Here is a 23,205-nt window from a genome sequence, read left to right on the forward strand (position 1 = left end):
GCACGCCCTACTCCCGGTTCGCCAGGTCCTCGGCCATCCGGCGCGCTTGGGCGGCTTCCTCGTGTCGTCCCAGGGCCTCCAGGGCCAGCGCTCGATCCCGGTAGATCTCCGGGGTTTCCAGGCCTTCGTCCGCGGCCCGGTCCAGACGCTCCAGCGCTTCCTCGGGACGCCCGCAGGCCAGCAACGCCGCTCCCTCGGCCCCCAACGCGTACTGGAGCAGGGATGCTTTCTCGGCGTGTGTCCGGGTCTCGAACAAGCGGACCGCTTCCCGGCACAGTCGCAGCGCTTCGGTCGCCTCTCCCTTGTCCAGCAGGAGTATGGCGAGGTTCACCCTGGCGGAGGCGTAGGCGGGCTCGGTTTCGATGGCAGTGCGATAGGTGGCGATGGCCTCGTCGAGACGGCCCAGCGCCGAAAGCGCGGTGCCCTTGTCGAACATCGCCTGCACGTTGCCGGGATCGACCCGGATCAGTTCATCGAGCACGGACACGGCCTCGTCCGTGCGCCCCAGGTGGCGCAGCGCCGCAGCCCGGTACAGCAGGGCGGCCGGGAAGAGGGGCCGGAGCCGAAGCGCCGTGTCGAGCGATTCGAGCGCCTCGGCCCATTGCCCCCGCTTCCCTCGAAGCATGCCCTCCTCGTAGGCACGCACCTCGGGCGGGTCCGGCCGCTCGAAGAGCCGTTCCCAGCGCCGCCTGCCGTTCACCATCTTTCCGGCACACCGGGGGCAGCGCGGTCTGCGCCATCCGCCCCCTCGGTTGCGACTGCACCGGTCGCACACCGTGGCTTTGCAGTCGAGGCACATCTTGAACTCGACGGCCCACACCTCGGGTTCCGCCAGCGCCGTCGGATTTCCTCCTCGCAGCCTGCTCATGGAGATCATCCGGCGACATCCCCACTCCGCACACGTCCCGACCGCCATCAGAGGACCCTCCGCTCAATCTCCTCGGACCGCAACCATCCCAATCCCGCGTCGGCCAACGCGTCGAGCAGTGTTCCCACTTCGACGTCTCCCAGTTCCCGACGCGCTCGGAACGCCTTCACATGAGGGGTAGCGGCGTCGTGCCACTCCGCCGGTTCGGGGAACTCGTAGTCCCATTCCAGCCGCCACACCACTGTGTGATCAACCCCCACCGACACCGCCGTCCTCGCGTCCGTGCTGAGTCCGAGCCACACGACTTCGTTGGTGTGGCCCGCCAATGTGCGCAGGCAGGTACCGGCGACGAGGTCCCAGATTCGCACCGTGCCGTCGTCGCCGCAGGAGAGCATGAACCGGTCGTCCGCACACGGCGCGAGCATCCGCACCGCGCCCTCGTGTCCGGTGAGCGTGCGTTCGCATTCTCCGGTGGCGGTCTCGAACACCCGGACGGCCCCGTCCGCGCCCGCCGTGCGGACGACGCGGCCGTCCGCGCTCACCGAAAGCCACAGGGCGGACACGGAATTCGTGGTCAACACGTCGCGGAAGTCTCGGGTGCGCGGGTCCACCACCCACAACAAATTTCGGCCGAACCCGGGGGACATCACGGTGGAGCCGTCCACACTCACCAGGTGCGGACCGACGTGTTCCGGATTTCCGGGCAGGATACGCAGGAAATTCCCGGTGGCCACGTCCCAGACGGCCGCCGTTCCCTTCTCGCCGATCGCGAACACCAGCCGGCCGTCGGGGCTGAACGTGACCTCGTCGATCGCGCCGGGAGCTCCTTTGAGCACTCGCAGACACACGCCCCGGTGGAGGTCCCACACCCGGACCTTCCGCCTGCTGCACGCCGAGACGAGCAGAGCGCCGTCCGCGCTCACCGCCACGGCCTCCACCCTGCCCCGATGGCCTTTCAAGATGGTGCGCAGCCGCCCACTTCGGGTGTCCCAGATTCGGATGGCCCGGTCCGCGCAACCGGCGATGACCGACGTCCCGTCCGGGGTCAACGTTCTGCCCAGCAACTCCGTTTCCTCGCCGTCCAGTGTCAGCAAGCGCAGACCGGTGGTCGAATCCCACACCACGTTGTCGGTGAACAGAGTGGTGCCGTTGCGGCTCAGGGCGTATCGGGTGAGCGCGATGTGGAACAACCAACGCTCGGAATCGCCGGAGACCCGGTGGGGGAAGGCGTGCGGTAGTTCGAACATCTGCCACGCGGTAAGCACCCCCGTGCGCCGCCCCGCGCGGCCGAGTCCGCCCCAGCGGTCGAGCAACTCGGGGTTGCGTTCGTATCCCGGCAGGGCGAGGGCCTGGCGCAGGATCCGCGCGGCCTCGCTCAGCGCGCCGTCGGCCATGCGCCGGTCCGCCCTCCGCAGCGCGCGACGCGCCCTCTCGGCCACGGTCGTGTACTCCGTGGCCGAACGGTGTCTCGGGTAGCTCCAGGGGGCCGTGGGGCCGAGCTTCGGCACCGACAGCGCGACGAGGCGCTCGGAACCGATGACGGCTGTCCGCCCGTCCGCGTCGAGGACCGCGTGCAGGCAGGTCTGGGGCAAGGACCGCACGCAGCGGTCCTCGTCGAGATCCCACACCTGGGTCTCGGTGGGGGTGGAGATCAGCGCGATACGGCCGTCACCGCTGATCGCGTGCGCCTGGGTGTCCTTTGTGCTCAGTGGAAGGGTGCGGAGGCGGACGGCCTCGTCGGTGTCCCACAACTCCGTTCCGTCTTCTCCTCTCACCAAGGCGAATCGGCCGCCCGGTGAGAGGAGCGCGGTCGATCGCGGTAGCCGGAGCACCCTCAGCAACCGTCCGGTGGTGAGGTCCCAGACCCGGATTCGCACGTGGCCGGCCTCCCAGCGCACGACCCGGTTCTCCCCCATCGCCACGCTGATGCGGGTGCCGGTGGTGTGCGGTCGTTGAAGGGTGCGGACAAAAGCGCCGCCGGTTAAGTCCCATACCAGTACCGCGCCGTCGTCGGCCGCCGCGGCGAGGTGGGTGCCCTCGGGGTCCACGGCCACCGAGTACACCGTGCCCGCGTGGTAGGGGAGCCGGTGCCGCAGTGTCCCGGTTCCGGTGTCCCAGACGAGGATCTCGTGGTCCTTCCCGCACGAGGCCAGCACACTTCCGTCGGCGCTCAGGGCGAGATCGTGCACCCTGCCGGGGTGCGCGGGCAGGGTGTGCAGCAGCGATCCCGTGTCGAGATCCCACACCCGCACGACACTGCGGCCCCCGGTGCGCGGGACGAGGTCCGGATTCCCCACGCTGCCGGCACAGATCCGCCCGTTCGCGCTCAGTGTGCTCACGGTGCTCCAGTCCGCTCCGGTGTCGAGCACGATCGGCTCGCGGGTCGGCGAAAGCGCCTCGGCCGCCTCGATCGCCGCCGTGAGGGCACGGGCGTCCTCGGGACCGGCCTCTCGTGCCGCCGAGGACAGCAGCGCCAGGGCGTTGTCCCGGTCGCCCCGCTCCAGGTGCACGAGGCCGAGCAGGTAGTCGTCGATCCAGTCGTCGACGTGGTTCTCCCGCACCTCCTCCAGGCGGGCCACGAGTCGGGCGTCGCTGAGCCGTCCCGTCCGCCAGTGGGCAGGCCCCGGTTGTAGACGGTGTGGGGGTGGTGGGGGTCGGCGTTCAACGCGTCGTCCCACAGGCGCTCGGCGCGGTCGATCTGGCCGAGGTCCAGCAGGGACAGCGCCCGGTTCGACAGTCCGTCGGCGAGCAGTTGGGCGGCGGATGGTCGCCGCCGCGGGTACGGCTGCCCCGCCACCTCCTCGTACAGCGCGGCAAGCTCGTCGGCCACCTCCGCCAGGTCGGAGGGCCGCTCGTCAGGGTCGGGTGCGAAGCATCGGGCGAGCAGCTCCGCCACCGGCTCCGGCATGGGAGGGAGCGCCGGATCGAGGTCGGCGTCCTTGCCGAAGCGGGCCAGCGCGTCACCGGCCAGCGCACCGTCGGTCACCGGTGGTCGACCGGTGAACATCTCCAGGACGCTCACGCCCCACGACCACACGTCGGTCGCGCGGGTGAGGCCGACGGACTCGCCGCTCGCGGCCCGCGCCTGTTCCGGGGAGCAGTAGGCCGGGGTCAGGCCACCACAGCTCACGAAGACCGAGTCCGCGGGGCGTTCCCCCGCGGCGGCCCTGGCACGGGCGAGGCCGAAATCGGTGAGTTTGGCCGTCCCGTCGCCGAGGAGCAGGATGTTGGCGGGCTTGACGTCCTGGTGGATCAACCCGCTGGCGTGGGCGTGGGCGAGTCCCCAGGCGCTCTGGATCGCGACGTCGAGCAGCGCGGGCAGTCCACCGCGATGGAGGCGGCGGGTTCCGATCGCCTCGGCGAGGCTGCCTCCGTCGGCCCACTCGGCGAACACGTGAGGCAGTTCGGGGAGCCTGCGCACGTAGACGCAGTCCACGACGTGCGGATGCGGGGCGAGCTCGACCCAGCGTTCCGCTTCGGCTTCGAAGCCCCGCACGGCCTCCGGGGAGGCGACGAGGTCGGGCCGGGGCACCTTGACCGCGAGATCGACTCCCCATCCCCGATGCCGGACGTGGTAGACCACGCCCATACCACCGCTGGTGATGACGTCCCGCACCTCGTAGAGGTCGTGCACCACCTGTCCGGGAAGCCAGACGGCCATCTCAGTCCGCCAGAGCCACGTAGAGCGGACTGCCCAGCACGACGTGACGGCCGTCGACACGTCCGTGGAGCAGCCGCTTGGCGACGAACTCGACGTTCTGCAGCGGGCCGCGCAGGTTCGCGGTGGCGAGCGCGACGGCCCGCAACGCCTCGTCGTCGGACGCGGTGCCCACCCCGAGGAGGTCGCCGATCTCGGGCTCGGCCGCCAGCCCCTCCAGCAGGTTCGGGGTGACCGAGCGCGGCACCCCCTCGGTGTCGTCCGCCGCGGAGGCGCCCAGGACATGTTTGCCCGAACCACCGAGACCGACGACGATGCCGTCGGACTCGCCCCCGAAGTACACCAACGACGTTCCGTGGAACGGCCCCCACCGCATCGGCAGGATGCCTCCGAAGAACTGTCCCGGCTCCTCGATCGACCCCACGTCGCCGAAGTCGTGCACGTACCGCACGACGCGCTCCAGCCGCGCGATGCGGTCGGCCTTCGACGCCGCCTCGACTCCTCGTTTCGCGCCGAGCAGCGGCAGCGTCACGCTGACCTCGGTGGTGCGTTTCCTCAGCAACGCGGGATCGATCTGTGAAAGCAACATGTCGACCTTGTCATCGCTGATGTAGACGTAGTAACGGAACGACACGGCATCACAGTACGCATCCGAGCCGGGCAGTGGGCGACGTTCTTCTCAAAGCCTTTCGGAATGCAAGTTTCATTTTCCGCAACACTTCGGGGAAACGCCCGGAGTCGCCTTTCCCGGACCTCTATGGACGACTACGCCGTCTCCTCCCGCCAGTAGTCCCTGGCCCCCCACCGGCTCCACTCGACATCGCACTCGCGCGGTTTACTTCCCATGATCCGCGTGACCAGGTCGACGTAGCCGTCGTAGAACAGCCTCCACTTGTTCGCCACGGAAGTGCTCGACAGGTTCGCCGGTCGATTCTCGGAGTCGTAGCCCACCCACCAGGCGCGGTGACAGCCGTCCTCGGCGAGGAAGGCTCGGAGGGCGTCGGCGGTCGCGTAGTGGTCCGGGTGGTCGCCGGGATTGCGGTCGCGGTCGTAGTCCGCGGCGTTGACCCAGGGATGCGCGTTCGTGGCGCCACGGCGTTCGGCCGACACGATCGCGCGCAGCGTGCGGACGAGATCGTCCCACGAAGAGTAGTGCTGGGAGGACAGTGTGGCGGTGGGAAGGCTGTCCAGGCCCGCGATGCGGCCGTCCCGCAGTTTCGCCAGACTCTGGAAGCCGGTCGAGGCGAACCCGCCGCCGTCGACGTTGCCGTCCGGGAGCCGCAGGAAGTAGCCCCGCCAGCTCTCGGCGCGGTAGCACATCACCGTGTGCCCGTTGACGGTGACGGCGGTGGGCGTGAAGTCCTCCGGCCGCGCCACCCGGAGGGAGTCCACGAGCCCGTGCTCGCGCGCCCACCACCAGTCGTCGATGCGCCCCGCGTCCCCGGCGGTGGTCACGATGCTGACCACTTTCACGTCCGGCCAGCGCAGGTCGTTGTAGAGAATGTCCCCTTTGAACAACAACACGTCGTCCGGGTGCCCGCTGATGTGGAAGACGACGTCCACACGAATCACTCCCCCGCGCGCTTCGGTACCGGTCCGGCGGCGACGCCACCTGCAACCGACATCGGTCGAGTGCTCGCGGGGTTGCACTCCCGTCGGTGCGCTCCACTCGAACGGACGCGGCCGTTCGAGTGGCCGGTGACGTCCCGCCTACTCCCGAGGTCCCCCGAACGCCGGGATTCCGGTCAGGTGTCGTAATCCACCACGAGGGTGTCCGACACCGGCAGCGACTGGCATGTCAGCACGAAGCCCTCGGCGACCTCGTGGTCCTCCAACGCGAAGTTGCGGCGCATGTCCGCCTTGCCGTCGGTGACCTTGGCGCGGCAGGTGCCGCAGACCCCGCCCTTGCACGCGAACGGCAGGTCGGGCCGGACTCGCTGGGCTCCTTCGAGGAGGGAGACGTCCCGTGGCAGCGTCACCGTCGTGGACCGGCCGTCGAGCACGACGGTGACCTCACTGGTGAGTCCGGCCACGGGCGCGTCTTCGTGCCGCACGGGCGCGGGCGGGGTGTCGACGAAGAACAGCTCCCAGTGGATGCGCTCGGGCGACACCCCGGCGTCCCGCAACCGCTCCCTGGCCGTGGTGACCATGTCGAACGGCCCGCACAACCACCAGTGGTCCACGCCGGAGAAGTCGCCGAGCACCGGTCGCAGGGCCTCCAGCTTCGCCGGGTCCAGCCGGCCGGTGAACAGCTCCGCCTCGCGCGGCTCCCGTGAGAGCACGTGCACGAGTTCGAGCCGGTCGAGGTAGCGGTCCTTCAGGTCGGCGAGTTCGTCGGCGAACATCACGGTGTCGCTACGCCGGTTGCCGTACAGCAGGGTCACCGTGGACGCCGGGTCGCGCAGCACGGTCGCCGCGATGGACAGCACCGGCGTGATCCCCGACCCGGCGGCGATCAACACATGGTGTCCGGAGGTCGTGGGGTCGGGACAGAACGTGCCCGTGGGCGTGCCGACCTCGATCGCATCGCCCGGCCGCACCTGCCGCACGAGCCAGGTGGAGAAGAGCCCGTCGGGCACCTCTCGCACCCCGATGCGCGGTGCCGCGCCCTCCGGGGCGCAGATGGAGTACGACCGTCGTTCGTCGCGGCCGTCGACCATCCGGCGCAGGGTCAGCGACTGCCCGGCCCGGAAGGCGTACGCGTCGGCCAGGTGGTCGGGAACGTCGAAGGTGATGGCCACCGCGTCCTCACAGAGCCGGGTGACGTCGGCGACGGTGAGCGTGTGGAACTCCCCGCGCAACCGGGACTTCTGACTAAGGGTCGACGTCACCTCAGATCTCCTTGACGTACTCGAACGGTTCGTGGCAGGCACGGCACCGACGCAGGGCCTTGCACGCGGTGGCTCCGAAGCGCGACACCTCCTCGGTGTCCGCCGAGCCGCACCGCGGGCACCGCACTCGCGCGGCGGGCGGCGCGAGCGTCAGCGGAACGGGTCCCGACCGCCGGGGCGCGCGCCCCGGCGGGGCGATACCCGCTTCGGCGAGCTTGCGACGCCCCTCCTCGGTGATCCAGTCCGAGGACCACGCCGGTCGCAGGACGGTGCGCACCTCGACGTCGGGGAAACCGGCTTGCCGGAGCGCGTGCACGAGGTCGTCGCGCATGGTGTCCATCGCGGGGCAGCCGGTGTAGGTCGGCGTGATCGACACGACGACCCGGCCGTCCTCCTCCCGTACCTCCCGAAGCACGCCGAGATCGGCGAGCGTGAGCATCGGCAGCTCGGGGTCGGTCACCGTCTCCGCCACCTCGCGGGCGGTCCGTGTCGGGGTCACCATGTCGCGTCCGGATGGGCTCGGGCCACACTCTGCAGCTCGGCGAGCAGGTAGCCGAGGGCCTCGGTGTGCACGCCGTGGCGTCCACTTCGCCCCGAGACCCCGGGAACGCCGGGGAGGTCGGGGAATTCGAGGGTGGCCGCGCGCAACACCTCGGTCAAGACGTCGTCGAACTCGGCTCGCGCCTCGCTCGGGTCGACCCCGACGCCCGCCGCGGCCATGCGGCTTTCGACCTCGTGGGCGGTGAACAACTCGGGGACGTACGGCCAGACGCTCTCCAGCCCCTCGCGCATCCGCTCGTGGGAGAACTCCGTGCCGTCGCCGAGGCGGACGGCCCACTGGGCCGCGTAGTCGCGGTGGTAGGTCAGTTCCTTCACCGCCTTGTCGGCGACGGCCGCGAGCACCGGGTCCCGCGAGGTGCGCAACCGCTGGAACACCGCGAGCCGCCACGTGGAGAACACCAGCAGCCGCGCGACGAACTCCCCGAAGTCACCACGCGGCAGTTCGGCCAGGCGCACGTTGCGGAACTCGTGCTCGGCGCGGAAGAACGCCAGCTCGTCCTCACCGCGCCCGCTGCCCGTCGCGGCTTCCTCCGCCGCGCCCGCGCGGGTGAGCAGCAGGCGGGCCTGGCCGAGCAGGTCCAACGCGATGTTGGCGATGGCGACCTCGTCCTCCAGCTCCGGGGCGTTCGTGCACCACTCCTGCAACCGGTGCGAGAGGATCAGCGCGTCGTCGCCGAGCATGAGGCAGTACTCGGCCAGCTCCGCCGGGTCCACCGCCTCCGGCACCGTGGTGTCCACTCCGGCCAGCGGGTCGGAGAACCCGGTTCCGAACGCCCAGCGCGTGTCGGGGGAGTCGGTGGTCTCGGTGATGGCCTCGTAGGCGTTGTCGAAGGACATGGCGAACACCCCCTTCACATGTGGGGAACGTCGTCGGGGATGTCGTAGAAGGTCGGGTGCCGGTACACCTTGTCGGCCGAGGGCGCGAAGAACGGGTCCTTCTCGTCCGGGCTGGACGCGGTAATGTCGGCGGCCCTGACCACCCAGATGCTGACGCCCTCGTTGCGGCGCGTGTAAAGGTCGCGGGCGTTGCGCAGAGCCATCTCGGGGTCCGCCGCCCGCAGCGAACCGACGTGCACGTGGTTGAGCCCGCGCTTGCCGCGCACGAACACCTCGTACAGGTCCCAACCGCCCGACCGTCCGCCGGTCATGCCGCCACCGTCCTTTCCGCCCGCTTCGCGGCGTGCGCCGCGGCGGCTTCGCGTACCCACGCGCCGTTGTCGTGCGCGGCCCGACGGCGCGCCAGCCGCTGGGCGTTGCACGGGCCGTTGCCCGAGATGACGCGTTTGAACTCGGCCCAGTCGATCTCGCCGAAGTCGTAGTGGCCGCGCTCGGCGTTCCACCGCAGCTGCGGATCGGGCAGCGTCACGCCCAGCGCCTCGGCCTGCGGCACGGTCATGTCGACGAACTTCTGACGCAGCTCGTCGTTGGTGTGGCGCTTGATCTTCCACGCCATCGACCGCTCGGTGTGCGCCGACTCGGCGTCGGGCGGACCGAACATCATCAGCGACGGCCACCACCAGCGGTTGGTGGCGTCCTGCACCATGCGGCGCTGCTCCTCGGTGCCCTTCATCATCGTCATCAGCAGCTCGTAGCCCTGCCGCTGGTGGAACGACTCCTCCTTGCAAATGCGGATCATCGCGCGTGCGTAGGGCCCGTAGCTGCTGCGGCACAACGGCACCTGGTTGCAGATCGCGGCCCCGTCCACCAGCCACCCGATCACACCGACGTCGGCGAAGGTCAACGTGGGGTAGTTGAAGATCGAGGAGTACTTCTGCTTGCCCGCGATGAGCTTCTCCACCAGCTCGTCGCGGTCGGCGCCCAGCGTCTCGGCGGCGGAGTAGAGGTAGAGCCCGTGGCCGGCCTCGTCCTGCACCTTCGCCAGCAGGATCGCCTTGCGCCGCAACGACGGCGCGCGCGTGATCCAGTTGCCCTCGGGCTGCATGCCGATAATCTCGGAGTGCGCGTGCTGCGCGATCATGCGCACGAGGGTGGCGCGGTAGGCGTCGGGCATCCAGTCCCTCGGCTCGATGCGCTGGTCCTTCTCGATCGTCCGGTCGAAGTGTGTTTGCAGGTTCACCGCTCGTTCTCCTTCGCGACCAGCGTGAGCACGTCGTACTTGGCCACCGACTCGCCGGCGGCGTTGGTGACGTCGGCGTCCCACCGCACCTCGCCGTAGTCGGCGTTCTCCCTCGGGGTGATCTGCTTGCAGGTCAACGTCACCGTGAGCTCGTCCCCCGGCTTGACCGGGGTGAGAAAGCGCAGGTTCTCCAGGCCGTAGTTGGCCAGCACCGGGCCCGGCTCCGGTGAGACGAACAGGCCCGCCGCGAACGACACCACCAGATAGCCGTGCGCGACGATGCCGCCGAACAACGGGTTGGCCTCGGCGGCCGCCCGGTCGGTGTGGGCGTAGAAGGTGTCGCCGGTGAACTCCGCGAAGTGCGCGATGTCCTCGTCGGTCACGGTGCGCGGACCGGCCACCACGGAGTCGCCGATCCGCAGTTCGGCCAGCGACTTGCGGAACGGGTGGACCCCTTCCGAGCGCGGCGCGCCCGGCACCCAGGCGTTGCCCACGGCGGTGAGCACCTTCGGGCTGCCCTGCACGGCCGTGCGTTGCATGTGGTGCAGCACCCCGCGGATGCCGCCCATCTCCTCGCCGCCGCCCGCGCGGCCCGGACCGCCGTGCACGAGCATCGGCAGCGGCGAGCCGTGTCCGGTGGACTCCTTGGCGTCGTCGGCGTCGAGCACCAGCATCCTGCCGTGCCACGGCGCCACCCCCAGCACGACGGTGCGCGCGAACTCCGCGTCGCCGGTGACCACCGACCCCACCAGGCTGCCCCGGCCGCGTGCCGCCAGGTCCACCACCTGCTCGACGGAGGTGTAAGGCAGCAGGGTGGAGACCGGGCCGAACGCCTCCACCTCGTGCGGCTCGGCGCGCTGCGGGTCGTCGGCTCGCAGCAGCACCGGGGAGAGGAACGCCCCGCGCTCGGCGTCGGCGTCGGCGACCTCGACGTGGTCGGGGTCGCCGAAGACGATGCGCCCGGCGTCGCTCAGGGCCTTCAGCGACCGGCGGACCTCCTCGCGCTGTTCGAGGCTGGCCAGCGCGCCCATGCGCACCTCGGGGTTCGCGGGGTCGCCCACGCTGATCCGGCTCAGGCGCTCGCAGACCGCCTGCTGGACCTCGTCGAGCAGCTCGGCGGGCACGAACGCGCGGCGGATGGCGGTGCACTTCTGCCCCGCCTTGACCGTCATCTCGGTGACGAGTTGCTTCACGTAGAGGTCGAACTCGGCCGTGCCGGGCGTGGCGTCGGGGCCGAGGATCGAGCAGTTGAGCGAGTCGGCCTCGGCGTTGAACCGCACGGCGTTCCGCACGATCGTCGGGTGCGCCCGCAGCCGCTGGGCCGTGGCCGCCGACCCGGTGAAGGACACGAGGTCCTGGTCGGTGACGTGGTCCAGCAGGTCGCCCACACTGCCGCACACGAGCTGGAGCGTGCCCTCGGGCAGCAGGCCCGAGTCGAGCATCAGCTCCACGAGCTTCTCGGTGAGGTAGGCCGTCTGGCTGGCGGGCTTGATCAGGCTCGGCACCCCGGCGAGGAACGCGGGCGCGAACTTCTCCAGCGGCCCCCACACGGGGAAGTTGAACGCGTTGATCTGGACGGCGACCCCGCGCAGCGGCGTGCAGATGTGGCGGCCGACGAACGTGCCGCCCTTGCCCAGCGGTTCCACCGGCCCGTCGAGGTACACGGTGTCGTTCGGCAGCTCCCGCTTGCCCTTGCTCGCGTAGGAGAACAACACGCCGATGCCGCCGTCGACGTCGACCAGCGAGTCGCTACGCGTGGCACCGGTCCGCGCCGACAGCGCATACAGCTCGTCGCGATGTTCCCTCAGGTACGAGGCCAACGCCTTCAGCAGCGCGGCACGTTGGTGGAAGGTCAGCTCGCGCAACGCGGGACCCCCCACGCGCCTGCCGTACTCCAGCGCGGCGCCCATGTCGATACCGGTGGAGGAGACGCGCGCGATCACCTCGCCCGTCACGGCGTCGCGCAGGGGCACGCCCTCGTCGGTGGCGGTGTGCCAGCCACCGTTGACGTAGCTGCGCAACAGCCGCGTCGACGACATCGTTGGCGTCGCCTGCGTAACCATCGGGCCTCCTCGAATTACCAACCGAACGTTCAGGAAGTCATGGTAGCGCGGAGTCGCCGCCACGGGAAGGAACGACGACGAGCGCTTTCCTTCAGCTCCAGTCGTAGAAACCACGTCCGCTCTTGCGACCGAGCTCGCCCGCGGCGACCTTGTCGCGCAGCAACTGCGGCGGCGCGAACCGCTCACCCAGCGTGGAATGCAGGTGCTCGGCGATCGCGAGCCGCACGTCGAGGCCCACGAGGTCGGTGGAGCGCAGCGGCCCCATCGGGTGCCGATAGCCCAGCTCCATGGCGTCGTCGATGGCCTTGGCGTCGGCGACCCCCTCCTCCAGCATGCGGATGGCCTCCAACCCCAGCAGCACGCCGAGCCGGCTCGTCGCGAATCCCGGCGAGTCACGCACGACGACGTCCGTCTTCCCCAACGCCCGCACCCATTCCCGCACCCGGTCGGTCACGACGTCACGGGTGGCCGGAGCGGTCACCACCTCCACGAGCGCGGAGGCGGGCACCGGGTTGAAGAAGTGCATGCCCAGGAAGCGGCCCGGCTCCCGCAGCGCCGCGCCCAGTTCCGCGATGGACAGCGAACTGGTGTTGCTGGCCAGGACGGTGCCGTCGGAGACCACGGACTCGGCTCGGCTCAAAACGTCCACTTTGATCTCGACCCGCTCCGGCACGGCCTCGACGACGAGGTCCACGTTCGAGGGCAGCCGAGCGAGATCGCCGGAGACGGTCACGCGGTCGAGCACCACGGCGGGCTCCTCGGCCAGTTTTCCGCGCTCGGCGGCCTTGGCCAGCCCGTCGGACACCCGTTTCCGAGCGGCGTCGGCCGCGGACTCGTCGCTTTCCGCGACGAACACCGTCGCGCCCGTGGTCGCGAACACCTGCGCGATGCCCGCGCCCATCCGGCCACCACCGATCACGCCGACCGAACCGGGCACCGTCACCGTCTTGTCGCCGTCCACAGCGTCCTCCCGCCTCTTGACACCCGAACACCCGCTGGTTTTACTGAGGCCACCTTATTTACCGTCCATTCGGTCAGTCAGCAAGGCGGTGGGCACGTGACGGACCAGAAGCCCGCTCTCTCGGACGCGGCGAAAGCCATGCTCGACGCCGACGTCGCGTCGGCCACGCTCGGCATCACCGTCTCGGAGGCGAAGGACGGCAGGGCCGTCGCCCGCATGCGCGTGACCGAACGGATGGTCAACGGGCACGGCATCGCCCACGGCGGGTACGTGTTCCTCTTCGCCGACACCACGTTCGCGGCCGCCTGCAACAGCCACGGCCCGGTGACGGTCGCGGCGGGCGCCGACATCTCCTTCGTCGCCAGCGCCCGGCTCGGCGACGAGCTGGTCGCCACCGCCGAGGAACGCACCCGCTACGGCCGCAACGGAATCTACGACGTCACCGTGCAGCGCGAGACGCCGCGAGGACGCGAGGTGATCGCCGAGTTCCGGGGCCGTAGCCGCACGGTCGGAAAGATCTGACACCCCGAGGAGTTCCGGCATGACCACCACGCACAACGACGTGCCCAGAACCCGCCGACTCGGCCGCGCCCCGGCCGCGGACGACTTGTCCTCCGCCGAGCGGATGGGAACGGACGAACTGCGGGCCCTGCAACTCGAACGTCTCCAGTGGACTCTTCGGCACGCCTACGACAACGTGCCCTTCTACCGCAGGAAGTTCGACGAGGCCGGGGTCCACCCCGACGACTGTCGTCAGTTGAGCGACCTCGCGAAGTTCCCGTTCACCACCAAGCACGACCTCCGCGACAACTACCCGGACGGCATGTTCGCCGTCCCCCGCAGCCGGGTACGACGCATCCACGCCTCCAGCGGCACCACCGGAACCCCCACCGTCGTCGGCTACACGCAGGAGGACCTCGACACGTGGGCCACCGTGGTCGCCCGGTCGATCCGCGCCGCGGGCGGACGTCCGGGGGACACGGTGCACGTCGCCTACGGTTACGGCTTGTTCACCGGCGGTCTCGGCGCCCACTACGGGGCCGAGAAACTCGGCTGCACGGTGATCCCCGCCTCCGGCGGCATGACCGCCCGCCAGGTGCAACTGATCACCGACCTGCGCCCCGAGATCATCATGGTCACCCCGTCGTACATGCTCACGCTGCTCGACGAGTTCGAGCGCCAGGGCATCGACCCTCGGGACACCTCGTTGCGGATCGGCATCTTCGGCGCCGAACCGTGGACCGAACGGATGCGCCGGGAGATCGAGGAACGGGCGGACCTCGACGCGGTGGACATCTACGGACTGTCCGAGGTGATGGGACCGGGAGTGGCGCAGGAGTGCGTCGAGACCAAGGACGGCCTGCACATCTGGGAGGACCACTTCTACCCCGAGGTCATCGATCCCCTCGACGAGAACGTGCTCGGCGACGGCGAGACCGGCGAGCTGGTGTTCACCTCACTCACCAAGCAGGCCATGCCCATCATCCGGTACCGCACCCGCGACCTCACCGCGTTGCGGCCCGGCACCGCGCGCCCGGCCTTCCGGCGCATGGACAAGGTCACCGGACGCAGCGACGACATGATCATCCTGCGGGGCGTCAACGTCTTCCCCACCCAGATCGAGGAGATCGTGCTCGGCACGGACGGACTCTCCCCGCACTTCCAGCTCCGACTGAGCCGCAAGGACCGCATGGACCACCTGACGGTGGTGGTGGAGGCCGCCGTCGACACCCCCGCCGACCGCCGGGACACCGCCGCGGCCGAGATCGCCGCTCGCGTGAAGGACGGCGTCGGGGTCAGCGTCGGCGTGGAGATCGTCGACCCGGAGACGCTCGAACGGTCCGTGGGCAAGCTCAAGCGCGTCATCGACCAACGACCGGCCACCTGAGCCGACCGAGGATAATGAGGGCCATGACCGAGACACCGCCGAGAAGGCCCGGCCGCCGGGGCAGACCCGGCTACGACCTGGAGTCGCTGCTCGCGGTGGCGGTCGACCTGTTCCACGAACGCGGCTACGACGGCACGAGCATGGAGGACCTCTCCCGCAAGCTCGGCATCACCAAGTCGGCCATCTACCACCACGTTCGGAGCAAGGACGAGCTGCTCCGGCTCGCCGTCAACCGTGGTCTGGACGCGTTGTTCGCCGAGGTGGACAAGCTCGACGACGTCGAGGGCCGCGCCATCGACAAGCTGGAACACCTGGTGCGGGCCAGCGTGCGCGTGCTGGTCGAGCAGTTGCCGTTCGTGACCCTGCTGCTGCGGGTGCGTGGCAACAGCCAGGTGGAACGCGACGCGCTCGCTCGGCGGCGGCAGTTCGACCAGATCGTGGCCGATCTGGTGAGCAAGGCCGCCGCCGACGGGGACCTGCGCCCCGACATCGACCCCGCGATCTCGGCCCGACTGCTGTTCGGCATGGTGAACTCGCTGGTCGAGTGGTACCGACCACGCGGCGGGGTCGGCGCCGACGCCCTGGCCAACATCGTGGCGGCCGTGGCGTTCGACGGGCTGCGGGTGCGCCCCACCCACTGACTCGCTCCCGGCCCTCGTCCCGTACGGCACGCTGTGTCCTTCCCGCCGTCGCGCCATCAGGCCGTCCGCACGCAACCGCGTCAGGTGGTAGGGCATCGCGCGTGACGACGTGAGGCTGGTGGTGCCGGCTCGTCTGCACGAGGACCACTTCGGCCGGTCGGGGTCCCGGAGCAGTGCCGTACTTCCCCAACGCGCGGTACGTCGTCCAGCGCACCGCGCGTTGGAGCGGGTGGGCGGCGAGGTGGTGTTGTCCTCTGTGGTGGGACCGCTGCGGCGGTCCGGGCAGCTCGACCCGGTGGACGGCGAGGTGTGTCTCGGCCGTGGCCGGGGCGGCCACCTCGCCGTCCACCGGGTCACCTACCGGGGCACCAGTCGGTGCTGGTGCACGGAACCGATAGCCGCGTCGTGATCACCGGAGGCGTCCTGGTCCCCGCCGTCCAACCGGTGAACCTCGGACGTCTCCTCCCGGTTCGAGGCCGACCAGGACACGGCACGCCGGACGAGACCGACACTGCTCGACGACACCGCATCCCGGCCCACCTGCCTCACCACCGGACCCCCGGCGGGGAGGTGCTTCCAGTGCCCGCGCCCGCGCACAAGGTGCGGACACCCGTGCACGAGGTGCGGACACCCGTGCATGAGGTGCGGACACCCGTGCATGAGGTGCGGACACCCGTGCACGAGGTGCGGACACGGTGTTCGGCACGGTGCCGTAAACCAACTCCCTACTCTCGGCGGTTCCGCGCGCCTCCCACCGACCTTCATGATCGGGAACGCCCGATCGTGAAGCCGAGGAGAGTGCGCCCGTGCGTCGTCTCGCCGTGGCGGTCGTCAGCGCGACCGTCGTCGCCACCGGACTGTTCGCCCAACCACCCGCCGCCGCCTACCCGCCCACCCCGCCGAGCGAGTCCGTCACCCGCCAACACCTCGCCCAGCTCACGGTCGCCCCCGACGGGTCCATGGACGGCTACGACCGGGACCAGTTCCCCCACTGGTCGTCCCAGAACGGCACCTGCGACACGCGAGAGGTCGTGCTCCAGCGCGACGGCACCGACGTCACCGTCGACGACGCCTGTCAACCGACATCCGGACGCTGGTACAGCGTCTACGACGGGGTATGGCTCTCCGACTCCTCCGACGTGCACATCGACCACGTCGTGCCACTGGCCGAGGCCTGGCGCACGGGGGCTCGCAACTGGAGCCAGAGCAAGCGGGAGGCGTTCGCCAACGACCTCGACTCCCAGCAACTGATCGCGGTCTCCGGTTCCAGCAACACGTCCAAGGGAGACAAGGGACCCGAGGAGTGGCGGCCGCAGAACAGCGGCTATCAGTGCATGTACGCGCGGTCGTGGATCAACGTCAAATACACCTACGACCTCACGGTCTCCGCCGACGAGGTGGCGGCGCTGGAGGACATGCTGGACGCCTGCTGAGCAATTCCCTCAACCACGCCCCGAAACGGCGTCCGCTCCCTAGAATGCCGATGACGTACCCGAAAAGGTGCGCACTGATCTGGGGAGGAACGTGGATTTCCACAAATCACGGACACTGACCTGGTTCTCCTTGACGATGGTCGTGGTCGGCGCCCTCGGAGCGGTGTTGTCCGTGGCATGGTTGGCGGACGAGAACCAACAGCAGGCGAACCTCGTCCTCGTCATCAGCTCGGTCATCCTGCTCGCCGGTCTGCTGGGATTGGCACTCACGTTCGCGCCACTGAAATTGCGCATCGACGAGAACGGTGTGCGCATCCGCAACAGGCGGGAACGCGTGGATCTGCCGGACCCGGTCCCGTGGCAGGTGTTCGACGCCGTCACCATCGAACCCAAACCGGGAGAAAGGGACAAAGATCCCTATCTCGTCGTCTGGCCCAAGGGCCGAGTGCCGGGACTTCCCGAGGAAAGGGCGATTCGGCGAGGCGACGCCTCGGGCTTTCCGTTGGTGCGGGTGAGTGAGCTGACCGAACCCGCGGACCAGTTGATCGGCGCCCTGCGCCACTACGCCGGAGAGCTGTTCCGGGAGACGACGGAACAACGAACCAACAACGCGTGACGGCGCGCCGGGGACAGCCGGCACACCGTCACGCCGCACCGGTTCGGTGCGGACATCGGTGACGGAGCAGCCGAGCGGGAGATTCTCGCTCCGGCCTCCACCGCTACCGCGAGCATTTCACCGGGGCGACCGGGACGCCGTCGCCCCCACCAGGGCCGCCACACCACGACGCACCACGTCCGGCCAGTCTCCCGCGAACCCGCTCACGGCCGAGGCAAGGTGGGGCGACGAGGACAACTCCACCGCCTCATAGCCGGGAGCTCGGGCACCACGGGCGTTCTCGTGGGCAATCGCGTGTCCGGCCACCAACGCGGTGATCGAGTAGGACCGTCCGAGCACCTCGCGGGCGGGAACCCCGGCCTTGGCCAGAAGACGGCACAGTTCGTCGGCCAGCGCCAGATACGACGGCCCCAGGGGCGTGCGCTCCAGTACGAGCGGCGCCGCCCACGGATGCCGCGTGAGGTGACCGAACCAGCCGATCGCCAGCTCCACGACGTCGTCACCGGCGTTGGCGAGCAGGCCGTCCAACTCTCGCCCCAGCACGCGGTCGAGCGCGAGGTCACAAAGGTCGTCGCGGCCCCTCACGTGGCCGTAGAGGCTGGACTGCGCCACGCCGAGCAGTTCGGCGATGCGGCGCATGGACAACGCCTCCGGCCCTTCACCGTCGAGGATCTCGACGGCCGCGTCGGCGAGCGCCGTGCCGGTGAGCACGCGCCTGCGCAGCCGCCCCCTCGGTTCCGCCAGCCAGTAGGACATGGCACCATCCTAGTTAAACGAACATCGTTCGCTTAGGAGCTGCCGTGGGACTCACCGACTTCCTGCCCGTCACCCACGACGGAGTGCTGTTGCGTCCGCTGGCCGAGGCCGACGCCGAGGCTTACGCGGCCGGAACGAAGGACCCCGCCGTGCGGCACTACGCCCATCTGCCCCTGCCCGAGTACACGCCCGAGACCGTGCGCGACCTCGCGCGCGGTGAAGTCCTCAAAGGACTGGAAAGTGGCCGTCTCGCGGTTCTGAGCATCCTCGACGCGGCGACCGAGGAGTTCTTCGGGAGCCTGGTGCTGTTCGACATCACGGAACATGAGGCGGAAGTCGGCTTCTGGCTTTCCCCGCACGCCCGAGGCCGCGGCGTGGCGAGGCGAGCGCTCGCCACGGCGACCCGGCTCGCCCGACGGCTCGGGCTCCGTTCCCTCACCGCCCGCACCGACCCGGAGAACACCGCTTCCCGCCGCACGCTCGAAGCCGCCGGTTTCCACCCCGAGGGAGCACCTCGGCGGAGCACGACCCCGTCGGGCGCCCACGTCACCACCCAGCACTACCGCCTGCCCCTGGAGTGACCGCCGCTGGCCCCCTTAGGTCAGCACATGGGTGCGAGCGGCGAGCCGCCGGATGCCGGGCATCGCGGCCTGTCGCGGGTGGTGAAGCAGGTCGGAGACGAGACGACGCACCGTGGCACGGGTGCGCACCTCGCCCGGTGCGGCACGCTCCGCGGCGAGCAACGTCCGGAACGCGCGGTCCGGTTTGTCCCACTGCGCAAGACACAACGCCACGTCGACGAGGAATCGCGCCCGGCGTTCCGTGTCCGGGAACTGGCCGAGCTGCACGCCCTGCGAGTCGTGGAGGGCCGCCCCCGCGTTGCCGAGCACGTAGTGCGCGGACACACGGTGGCTCACCACGTTGGCGGTCAACGCCGTCTGCCGCGCCGGGTGGTCGGCCAGTCGCACGGCGGTGGCGTCGGCCTCGTCGAGGAGTTCGACGGCCCGCTCCCGGTCCCCACCCCGCGCGGCCGCGTACCCGGCCGAACACAACAACACCCCGTGCAACGCGAGGTGTTCGGGATTCGGTTCCGCGCCGCCGAGGTCGAGCTGGTCGGCCGCGCTCAACGTCAGCTCCTGCGCGCGGTCGTAGTGCCCCGCCCGCCGACACACCGACCCGAGCAACCGCGTCGCCTCCGCGAGGACGAGCGGTTCGTCGGCGGCGGACGCCGCCCGCAACGCCCTGTCGGCGGAAATCCATTCCAGTCCGCTGGCTTCGAGCTTGATCAACGCGCGGGTGGCGAGGTTGTAGGCGTCGGCCACCAACCGGGCCGCGCGCACGCCCCCGAACTGCCGTTGCGCCGACTCGGCGGCGGTGATCAGGTCGGGAAGCCGCGTGGCGAGTTTGACGTACCGGCAGGAATGGAAGTCCTCCCACGCGGACGCCAACGCCGCCCGGAGTTTGTCCGGCGGCATCGGTTCGGCCTCCGGGACGGTGGGGCCGAGCAGAACGACTTCCAGTCGGGTGGCCAGAAACGCCGCGGGATCGACCTCGGCTTCCGCCGCCGCGAAAGCCCCCGGTGCGGCTACCGCGGTTCCCGCCAGCCCCGCCGCGAAAAGAAATGCACGTCGTCGCACCTGACCATCCCCTTTGCGGCCGGAGTTGATGTTATTCCGAGAGACGTGCGTTTCATTTCCGCGGGCGACGGGTCGCTCGTGCTTCGCGGTGCTCAGCCCGAATGCCTCGGCGGGAAGGCCGAGAACGTTGGCGAACCTACGCAGCACGGCCACGTCACGCAATCCTCGGCGGCCGTTCTCGAAACGCGAAATGGTAGAGGCCGAGCAACCGAACTTCTCCCCCAAACGCCCCTGTGACCAGCCCAGTTCCTCACGGGCACGGCGCAGCACGGTCGCGTAGTCACCGCGACTCGCGGCATCCCACAACGCGGGCGACGACCAGTTCGGCACAACGCACCCCCGATACTCACGCACGGTTGGTGGCCTCAGATTAGTTACTTCGCCGCGCTGTGAAGGCGGTTTGCCTAAATGGCACAACTTGTGCCTCACTGGCACAAACCCGTTCCCCCCGGAGGCCGAACCTCCTAACGTCGTTCACGCCCGGTCCGGCGGAACCGCCTCCGACCCCCGTCGCACCGGCCGGCTGGCAGGAGTGACCACGCACCGACCGCCACTCCTCGGCATCGGAACTTCTGCCAGCCCATCCACACTCGTCCGAAGACACAGTCGTATCCACCGCCGGACCCGGCGGCCGAAACCGGAAGCCGTCCCCGGACGTCGCGTAATTCGCTCCTCCCGCCCCGTTCGGCGGGATCAGACCCTCACGGACGAAAAGATCCCCGCGGCGCGCGAGACGACCGGCGCCGTCATGGTGATTGCGGAAGGTCGCGCCACATGACCGGACCATGCGGCACGGTCATGTTCCCCCTTCGACACGACCTCCCACACAAGCACTACTGTTAACAGTTGTTGGCAGTGGTCGTCAACAGTTGTTGCTCGGCGACCCATGCCGATAAGGTCTCAGCAACCGCCGCTGACCCTCGGAGCCCCGATGAGTACGACTCCCACGACCTTCGCCGAGAAGCTGGCCTTCCTCATCGAGACCATGCATCCCGCCTCGCGCGGCCCCTACGACGACGAGGAACTCGCCCAAGCCTGGGGAGTCTCACGACAGTACGTATGGCAACTGCGGACCGGAAGGCGCGCGGAGCCTAGACACAGCGTCGCGATGAAGATCGTCCGATTCTTCGGCGTGCCCGAGGACTACTTCGTCGACGACGACGTCACCGTCGCCGTCATGCGGCAGATCCAGGACCTCATCGATCGACGCGACGGCACCCCGGACGCGGACGATCCCGGCGAGAACGTGGAACTTCGCAGACTGGCCCTGCGCATCCTGGGGCTTTCCACCGACGAACGCGAGCTGGTGTCGAACATGGTGGACAAACTGCGCGCCTACGAGAGCACTCCGCGCCACCGGCGCTCCCGCCGCAAACCCTCCCCCGTCGACCAGGGGTGACGGCGCTCATGCGAGACAATGCCCGGCGAGCGTCCCACGGGGGCGCCTCCCCCTGGTGTGTGCGGGGCGCACCGCACCTCGCCAGGCTGATCGGCCGGTTCTTTCGGAAGGGCGACACGGTGACACGCTCCGACGTTCGACGCCGCTGCGAGGCTCTGGTGGACGAGGTTCTCCGGGCGACGGGAGTTCCCCAGCCGTGGAGCCTCAACGAGTGGTTGGACCGCCTCGAACGCGTCCGAGGACGCGACATCGACCTGTGCGCCCTCACCTGGGCCCCCGGTGACCCCACGGGCGCGTGGCAGAGCCGCCCCGACCACGACCTCATCGCCTATCCCCACAACACCGCGAGCTACCACCAGGACCACATCATCCTGCACGAGATCGGACACATGCTGTTCGAGCACACCGGGCAGTGCGTGTTGTCCGACGAGGAAGCGCGCCGACTCGCCCCCAGCCTGCGCGCCAGCGCGTTCGTCCACCTCTTCGGCCGCACCGCCGTCGCCGAGGAGGAGAACGAGGCCGAGCAGTTCGCCCACCTCCTGCGCGCGCGCGTGGCCGCGCTCTCGGTGCCCCGGTCCCGCCACCACCGCACACCGCCGAACCGCGCCACCGCGGCCACGGTCGCCCGGCTCACCACCGCGTTCGACCGGCCGTGATGGGCACTCTCGTGATGATGGTCGCCGGAACCGCGGCCATCGCCGGTGGACTGACCCGACTCGTGCTGGCGCGCCGGAACCTGACCCCGGCGACCGTGCACCTGTGCGTCGCGGTCGTCGCCGTGGGATTCTCCGCCGCGCTGTCGGCCCCCGCCGTGCTCGCGGTCGCGGCCCACGTCGAACCGGTGCCGAACCTGAGCCGAATGCTCGTCAACGAGGCGGGCATGGTGGCCGCCTGGTGCGTTCACAGCTTGCTCATCCACCTGGTCACCGAGGACGAGACGCGGGCCCGCTCCGCAGTCCGGGTCCAGGCCGCGATCCTGCTGGCCACGCTCACGGCCATGACCGCGCTGTTTTTGTTGGCCGACACGACGTACCGGCCGGACTTCCTGGCGGCCTTCGCCCGCCTTCCCGAGATCTTCGGCTACCTGCTGCTGTTCAGCGGATACGTCGCCTGGAGCCTCGCCCGTTTCGTGCTGCTCATGGGCCGGTACGTGGAACTCACCGACCGGCGCTGGCTCCAACGGGGCCTGCGAGTCATGCAGACCGGAGCGGCCTTCGGACTGGCCTGGTCGCTGCACAAGATCGTGGCCGCCACCGCCGTGTTCGTCACGGGCTCGTCCTATCCGGGTGCGGAGTTCCTCGCCTCGGCGCTGCCCGCCGCGTGCGTCACGGCAGTCGCCGTCGGTCTGCTCCTCCCGGTGTGCGCGCCCCCTCTCGCCCGTCGGGTGGTGGAGCTCACCCGGCTATGGCGTTACCGACGACTTCGCGGCCTGTGGGAGACCCTCTCCCCGGTCATCACGAAAATCCGCACCACCGAACCCCCGGCGACCACGACCGCGTACGAGCGACTGAGCACCCGAGTCGTCGACATTCTCGACGCGCTGTTGGTGCTCTCCCCGTACCGCGACGGGACCACCTCCTCCCGCACGGCCGCTGACGCCGCGCGGGAGGCCGAAGCCGTCGTGCACGCGCTCGCGAGATGGTCGGCCGGGACGGAACCGGTGCGGGAGCAACCCACCGGCCCGGCATCGACGACGGACGTGGACGATCTGGATGGCGAGGCCGCGTGGCTGTGCCGGGTCGCGAAGGCGATGCGACAGCTGCCCGCGCCACCCTCGCCCGACACCACGACGAGCAGTACCACGAGCTGAGAGGAA

The 23,205-nt window shown here is 69.8% G+C and carries 24 protein-coding genes; 10 read left to right on the top strand and 14 right to left on the bottom strand.

Annotation, left to right across the window (positions count from 1 at the left end):
• Window positions 1–7 precede the first annotated feature (7 nt).
• From SACGLDRAFT_RS14650 to SACGLDRAFT_RS14700, 12 genes are all read right to left on the bottom strand, one after another.
• The gene (locus SACGLDRAFT_RS14650) at window positions 8–916 is read right to left on the bottom strand and encodes a tetratricopeptide repeat protein (RefSeq protein ID WP_005465584.1); all 909 of its coding nucleotides are present in this window, start codon (window positions 914–916) and stop codon (window positions 8–10) included.
• A complete protein-coding gene (locus SACGLDRAFT_RS14655; RefSeq protein ID WP_005465585.1) occupies window positions 916–3,237 on the bottom strand; it encodes a WD40 repeat domain-containing protein in 2,322 nt (773 codons plus the stop codon). The genes SACGLDRAFT_RS14650 and SACGLDRAFT_RS14655 overlap by 1 nt, the downstream gene beginning before the upstream one ends.
• Window positions 3,204–4,529, bottom strand: a complete 1,326-nt coding sequence (locus SACGLDRAFT_RS22805) for a serine/threonine-protein kinase (RefSeq protein ID WP_005465586.1) — start codon at window positions 4,527–4,529, stop codon at window positions 3,204–3,206. Before SACGLDRAFT_RS22805 ends, SACGLDRAFT_RS14655 begins: the two co-directional genes overlap by 34 nt.
• Before the next feature lies 1 nt (window position 4,530).
• A complete protein-coding gene (locus tag SACGLDRAFT_RS14660) occupies window positions 4,531–5,160 on the bottom strand; it encodes a DUF7019 family protein (protein ID WP_005465587.1) in 630 nt (209 codons plus the stop codon).
• Between the two features lie 131 nt (window positions 5,161–5,291).
• Complete coding sequence (locus tag SACGLDRAFT_RS14665) at window positions 5,292–6,089, bottom strand: PIG-L family deacetylase (protein ID WP_040920025.1); 798 nt, start codon at window positions 6,087–6,089, stop codon at window positions 5,292–5,294.
• A gap of 182 nt (window positions 6,090–6,271) precedes the next feature.
• Complete coding sequence (gene paaE / locus SACGLDRAFT_RS14670; RefSeq protein WP_005465588.1) at window positions 6,272–7,357, bottom strand: 1,2-phenylacetyl-CoA epoxidase subunit PaaE; 1,086 nt, start codon at window positions 7,355–7,357, stop codon at window positions 6,272–6,274.
• Between the two features lies 1 nt (window position 7,358).
• Window positions 7,359–7,859: a 1,2-phenylacetyl-CoA epoxidase subunit PaaD gene (gene paaD / locus SACGLDRAFT_RS14675; RefSeq protein ID WP_005465590.1), complete on the bottom strand. Its 501-nt coding sequence runs from the start codon at window positions 7,857–7,859 to the stop codon at window positions 7,359–7,361.
• On the bottom strand, window positions 7,853–8,755 hold the full coding sequence (paaC, locus tag SACGLDRAFT_RS14680; RefSeq protein ID WP_005465591.1) for a 1,2-phenylacetyl-CoA epoxidase subunit PaaC: 903 nt from the start codon (window positions 8,753–8,755) through the stop codon (window positions 7,853–7,855). The genes paaD and paaC overlap by 7 nt, the downstream gene beginning before the upstream one ends.
• 14 nt (window positions 8,756–8,769) lie before the next feature.
• Window positions 8,770–9,066: a 1,2-phenylacetyl-CoA epoxidase subunit PaaB gene (paaB, locus tag SACGLDRAFT_RS14685; protein ID WP_005465592.1), complete on the bottom strand. Its 297-nt coding sequence runs from the start codon at window positions 9,064–9,066 to the stop codon at window positions 8,770–8,772.
• Window positions 9,063–9,995, bottom strand: coding sequence for a 1,2-phenylacetyl-CoA epoxidase subunit PaaA (gene paaA / locus SACGLDRAFT_RS14690; protein WP_005465594.1), 933 nt, complete (start codon window positions 9,993–9,995; stop codon window positions 9,063–9,065). The genes paaB and paaA overlap by 4 nt, the downstream gene beginning before the upstream one ends.
• A complete protein-coding gene (paaZ, locus tag SACGLDRAFT_RS14695) occupies window positions 9,992–12,058 on the bottom strand; it encodes a phenylacetic acid degradation bifunctional protein PaaZ (protein ID WP_005465595.1) in 2,067 nt (688 codons plus the stop codon). The genes paaA and paaZ overlap by 4 nt, the downstream gene beginning before the upstream one ends.
• A gap of 91 nt (window positions 12,059–12,149) precedes the next feature.
• Window positions 12,150–13,019, bottom strand: coding sequence for a 3-hydroxyacyl-CoA dehydrogenase family protein (locus SACGLDRAFT_RS14700; RefSeq protein ID WP_005465596.1), 870 nt, complete (start codon window positions 13,017–13,019; stop codon window positions 12,150–12,152).
• Window positions 13,020–13,157: 138 nt separating this feature from the next.
• Between SACGLDRAFT_RS14700 and paaI the strand changes: the two genes are divergently transcribed.
• From paaI to SACGLDRAFT_RS14730, 6 genes are all read left to right on the top strand, one after another.
• Window positions 13,158–13,541 carry a hydroxyphenylacetyl-CoA thioesterase PaaI gene (gene paaI, locus SACGLDRAFT_RS14705; RefSeq protein WP_051036262.1) on the top strand — a complete coding sequence of 128 codons (384 nt, stop codon included), beginning with the start codon at window positions 13,158–13,160 and terminating at the stop codon, window positions 13,539–13,541.
• 19 nt (window positions 13,542–13,560) lie between these two features.
• Window positions 13,561–14,907: a phenylacetate--CoA ligase PaaK gene (gene paaK, locus SACGLDRAFT_RS14710; RefSeq protein WP_005465600.1), complete on the top strand. Its 1,347-nt coding sequence runs from the start codon at window positions 13,561–13,563 to the stop codon at window positions 14,905–14,907.
• Between the two features lie 23 nt (window positions 14,908–14,930).
• Window positions 14,931–15,548 carry a TetR/AcrR family transcriptional regulator gene (locus SACGLDRAFT_RS14715; RefSeq protein ID WP_005465601.1) on the top strand — a complete coding sequence of 206 codons (618 nt, stop codon included), beginning with the start codon at window positions 14,931–14,933 and terminating at the stop codon, window positions 15,546–15,548.
• Window positions 15,549–15,657: 109 nt separating this feature from the next.
• The gene (locus tag SACGLDRAFT_RS22810) at window positions 15,658–15,957 is read left to right on the top strand and encodes a hypothetical protein (RefSeq protein ID WP_232283973.1); all 300 of its coding nucleotides are present in this window, start codon (window positions 15,658–15,660) and stop codon (window positions 15,955–15,957) included.
• A gap of 397 nt (window positions 15,958–16,354) precedes the next feature.
• Window positions 16,355–16,981 (top strand): HNH endonuclease family protein, encoded by a 627-nt coding sequence (locus SACGLDRAFT_RS14725; RefSeq protein WP_005465602.1) that lies wholly within the window; start codon window positions 16,355–16,357, stop codon window positions 16,979–16,981.
• A 91-nt stretch (window positions 16,982–17,072) separates the two neighbouring features.
• Complete coding sequence (locus SACGLDRAFT_RS14730) at window positions 17,073–17,597, top strand: hypothetical protein (RefSeq protein ID WP_005465603.1); 525 nt, start codon at window positions 17,073–17,075, stop codon at window positions 17,595–17,597.
• Between the two features lie 117 nt (window positions 17,598–17,714).
• On the opposite strand, the gene SACGLDRAFT_RS14735 is transcribed toward SACGLDRAFT_RS14730, so the two are convergent.
• Window positions 17,715–18,353 carry a TetR/AcrR family transcriptional regulator gene (locus tag SACGLDRAFT_RS14735; RefSeq protein WP_005465604.1) on the bottom strand — a complete coding sequence of 213 codons (639 nt, stop codon included), beginning with the start codon at window positions 18,351–18,353 and terminating at the stop codon, window positions 17,715–17,717.
• A gap of 44 nt (window positions 18,354–18,397) precedes the next feature.
• Here SACGLDRAFT_RS14735 and SACGLDRAFT_RS14740 point away from each other — a divergent pair, with 44 nt between their 5' ends.
• The gene (locus SACGLDRAFT_RS14740; protein ID WP_005465605.1) at window positions 18,398–18,934 is read left to right on the top strand and encodes a GNAT family N-acetyltransferase; all 537 of its coding nucleotides are present in this window, start codon (window positions 18,398–18,400) and stop codon (window positions 18,932–18,934) included.
• A 15-nt stretch (window positions 18,935–18,949) separates the two neighbouring features.
• On the opposite strand, the gene SACGLDRAFT_RS14745 is transcribed toward SACGLDRAFT_RS14740, so the two are convergent.
• Window positions 18,950–20,344 carry a helix-turn-helix domain-containing protein gene (locus SACGLDRAFT_RS14745; RefSeq protein WP_005465606.1) on the bottom strand — a complete coding sequence of 465 codons (1,395 nt, stop codon included), beginning with the start codon at window positions 20,342–20,344 and terminating at the stop codon, window positions 18,950–18,952.
• A gap of 577 nt (window positions 20,345–20,921) precedes the next feature.
• On the opposite strand from SACGLDRAFT_RS14745, the gene SACGLDRAFT_RS14750 reads away from it, so the two are divergent.
• Genes SACGLDRAFT_RS14750 through SACGLDRAFT_RS14760 form a run of 3 tightly spaced genes read left to right on the top strand, consistent with a single transcriptional unit; the run spans window position 20,922 to window position 23,199 of the window.
• Window positions 20,922–21,389, top strand: coding sequence for a helix-turn-helix transcriptional regulator (locus tag SACGLDRAFT_RS14750; protein ID WP_005465607.1), 468 nt, complete (start codon window positions 20,922–20,924; stop codon window positions 21,387–21,389).
• Window positions 21,390–21,397: 8 nt separating this feature from the next.
• Window positions 21,398–22,045, top strand: a complete 648-nt coding sequence (locus tag SACGLDRAFT_RS14755) for an ImmA/IrrE family metallo-endopeptidase (RefSeq protein ID WP_005465608.1) — start codon at window positions 21,398–21,400, stop codon at window positions 22,043–22,045.
• On the top strand, window positions 22,045–23,199 hold the full coding sequence (locus tag SACGLDRAFT_RS14760; protein WP_005465609.1) for an MAB_1171c family putative transporter: 1,155 nt from the start codon (window positions 22,045–22,047) through the stop codon (window positions 23,197–23,199). Before SACGLDRAFT_RS14755 ends, SACGLDRAFT_RS14760 begins: the two co-directional genes overlap by 1 nt.
• Window positions 23,200–23,205: the final 6 nt, after the last annotated feature.

The organism is Saccharomonospora glauca K62, from assembly GCF_000243395.2.
In the GTDB taxonomy this organism is placed as follows: Bacteria; Actinomycetota; Actinomycetes; order Mycobacteriales; family Pseudonocardiaceae; genus Saccharomonospora; species Saccharomonospora glauca.

Coding starts and splice junctions, on each gene's coding strand:
- SACGLDRAFT_RS14755 (WP_005465608.1), top strand. CDS start 21,398: ATGCGAGACAATGCCCGGCGAGCGTCCCACGGGGGCGCCTCCCCCTGG.
- paaZ (WP_005465595.1), bottom strand. CDS start 12,058: ATGGTTACGCAGGCGACGCCAACGATGTCGTCGACGCGGCTGTTGCGC.
- SACGLDRAFT_RS14715 (WP_005465601.1), top strand. CDS start 14,931: ATGACCGAGACACCGCCGAGAAGGCCCGGCCGCCGGGGCAGACCCGGC.
- SACGLDRAFT_RS14650 (WP_005465584.1), bottom strand. CDS start 916: ATGGCGGTCGGGACGTGTGCGGAGTGGGGATGTCGCCGGATGATCTCC.
- paaB (WP_005465592.1), bottom strand. CDS start 9,066: ATGACCGGCGGACGGTCGGGCGGTTGGGACCTGTACGAGGTGTTCGTG.
- SACGLDRAFT_RS14735 (WP_005465604.1), bottom strand. CDS start 18,353: ATGTCCTACTGGCTGGCGGAACCGAGGGGGCGGCTGCGCAGGCGCGTG.
- paaK (WP_005465600.1), top strand. CDS start 13,561: ATGACCACCACGCACAACGACGTGCCCAGAACCCGCCGACTCGGCCGC.
- paaC (WP_005465591.1), bottom strand. CDS start 8,755: ATGTCCTTCGACAACGCCTACGAGGCCATCACCGAGACCACCGACTCC.
- SACGLDRAFT_RS22805 (WP_005465586.1), bottom strand. CDS start 4,529: ATGGCCGTCTGGCTTCCCGGACAGGTGGTGCACGACCTCTACGAGGTG.
- SACGLDRAFT_RS14750 (WP_005465607.1), top strand. CDS start 20,922: ATGAGTACGACTCCCACGACCTTCGCCGAGAAGCTGGCCTTCCTCATC.
- paaI (WP_051036262.1), top strand. CDS start 13,158: ATGCTCGACGCCGACGTCGCGTCGGCCACGCTCGGCATCACCGTCTCG.
- SACGLDRAFT_RS14760 (WP_005465609.1), top strand. CDS start 22,045: ATGGGCACTCTCGTGATGATGGTCGCCGGAACCGCGGCCATCGCCGGT.
- paaD (WP_005465590.1), bottom strand. CDS start 7,859: ATGGTGACCCCGACACGGACCGCCCGCGAGGTGGCGGAGACGGTGACC.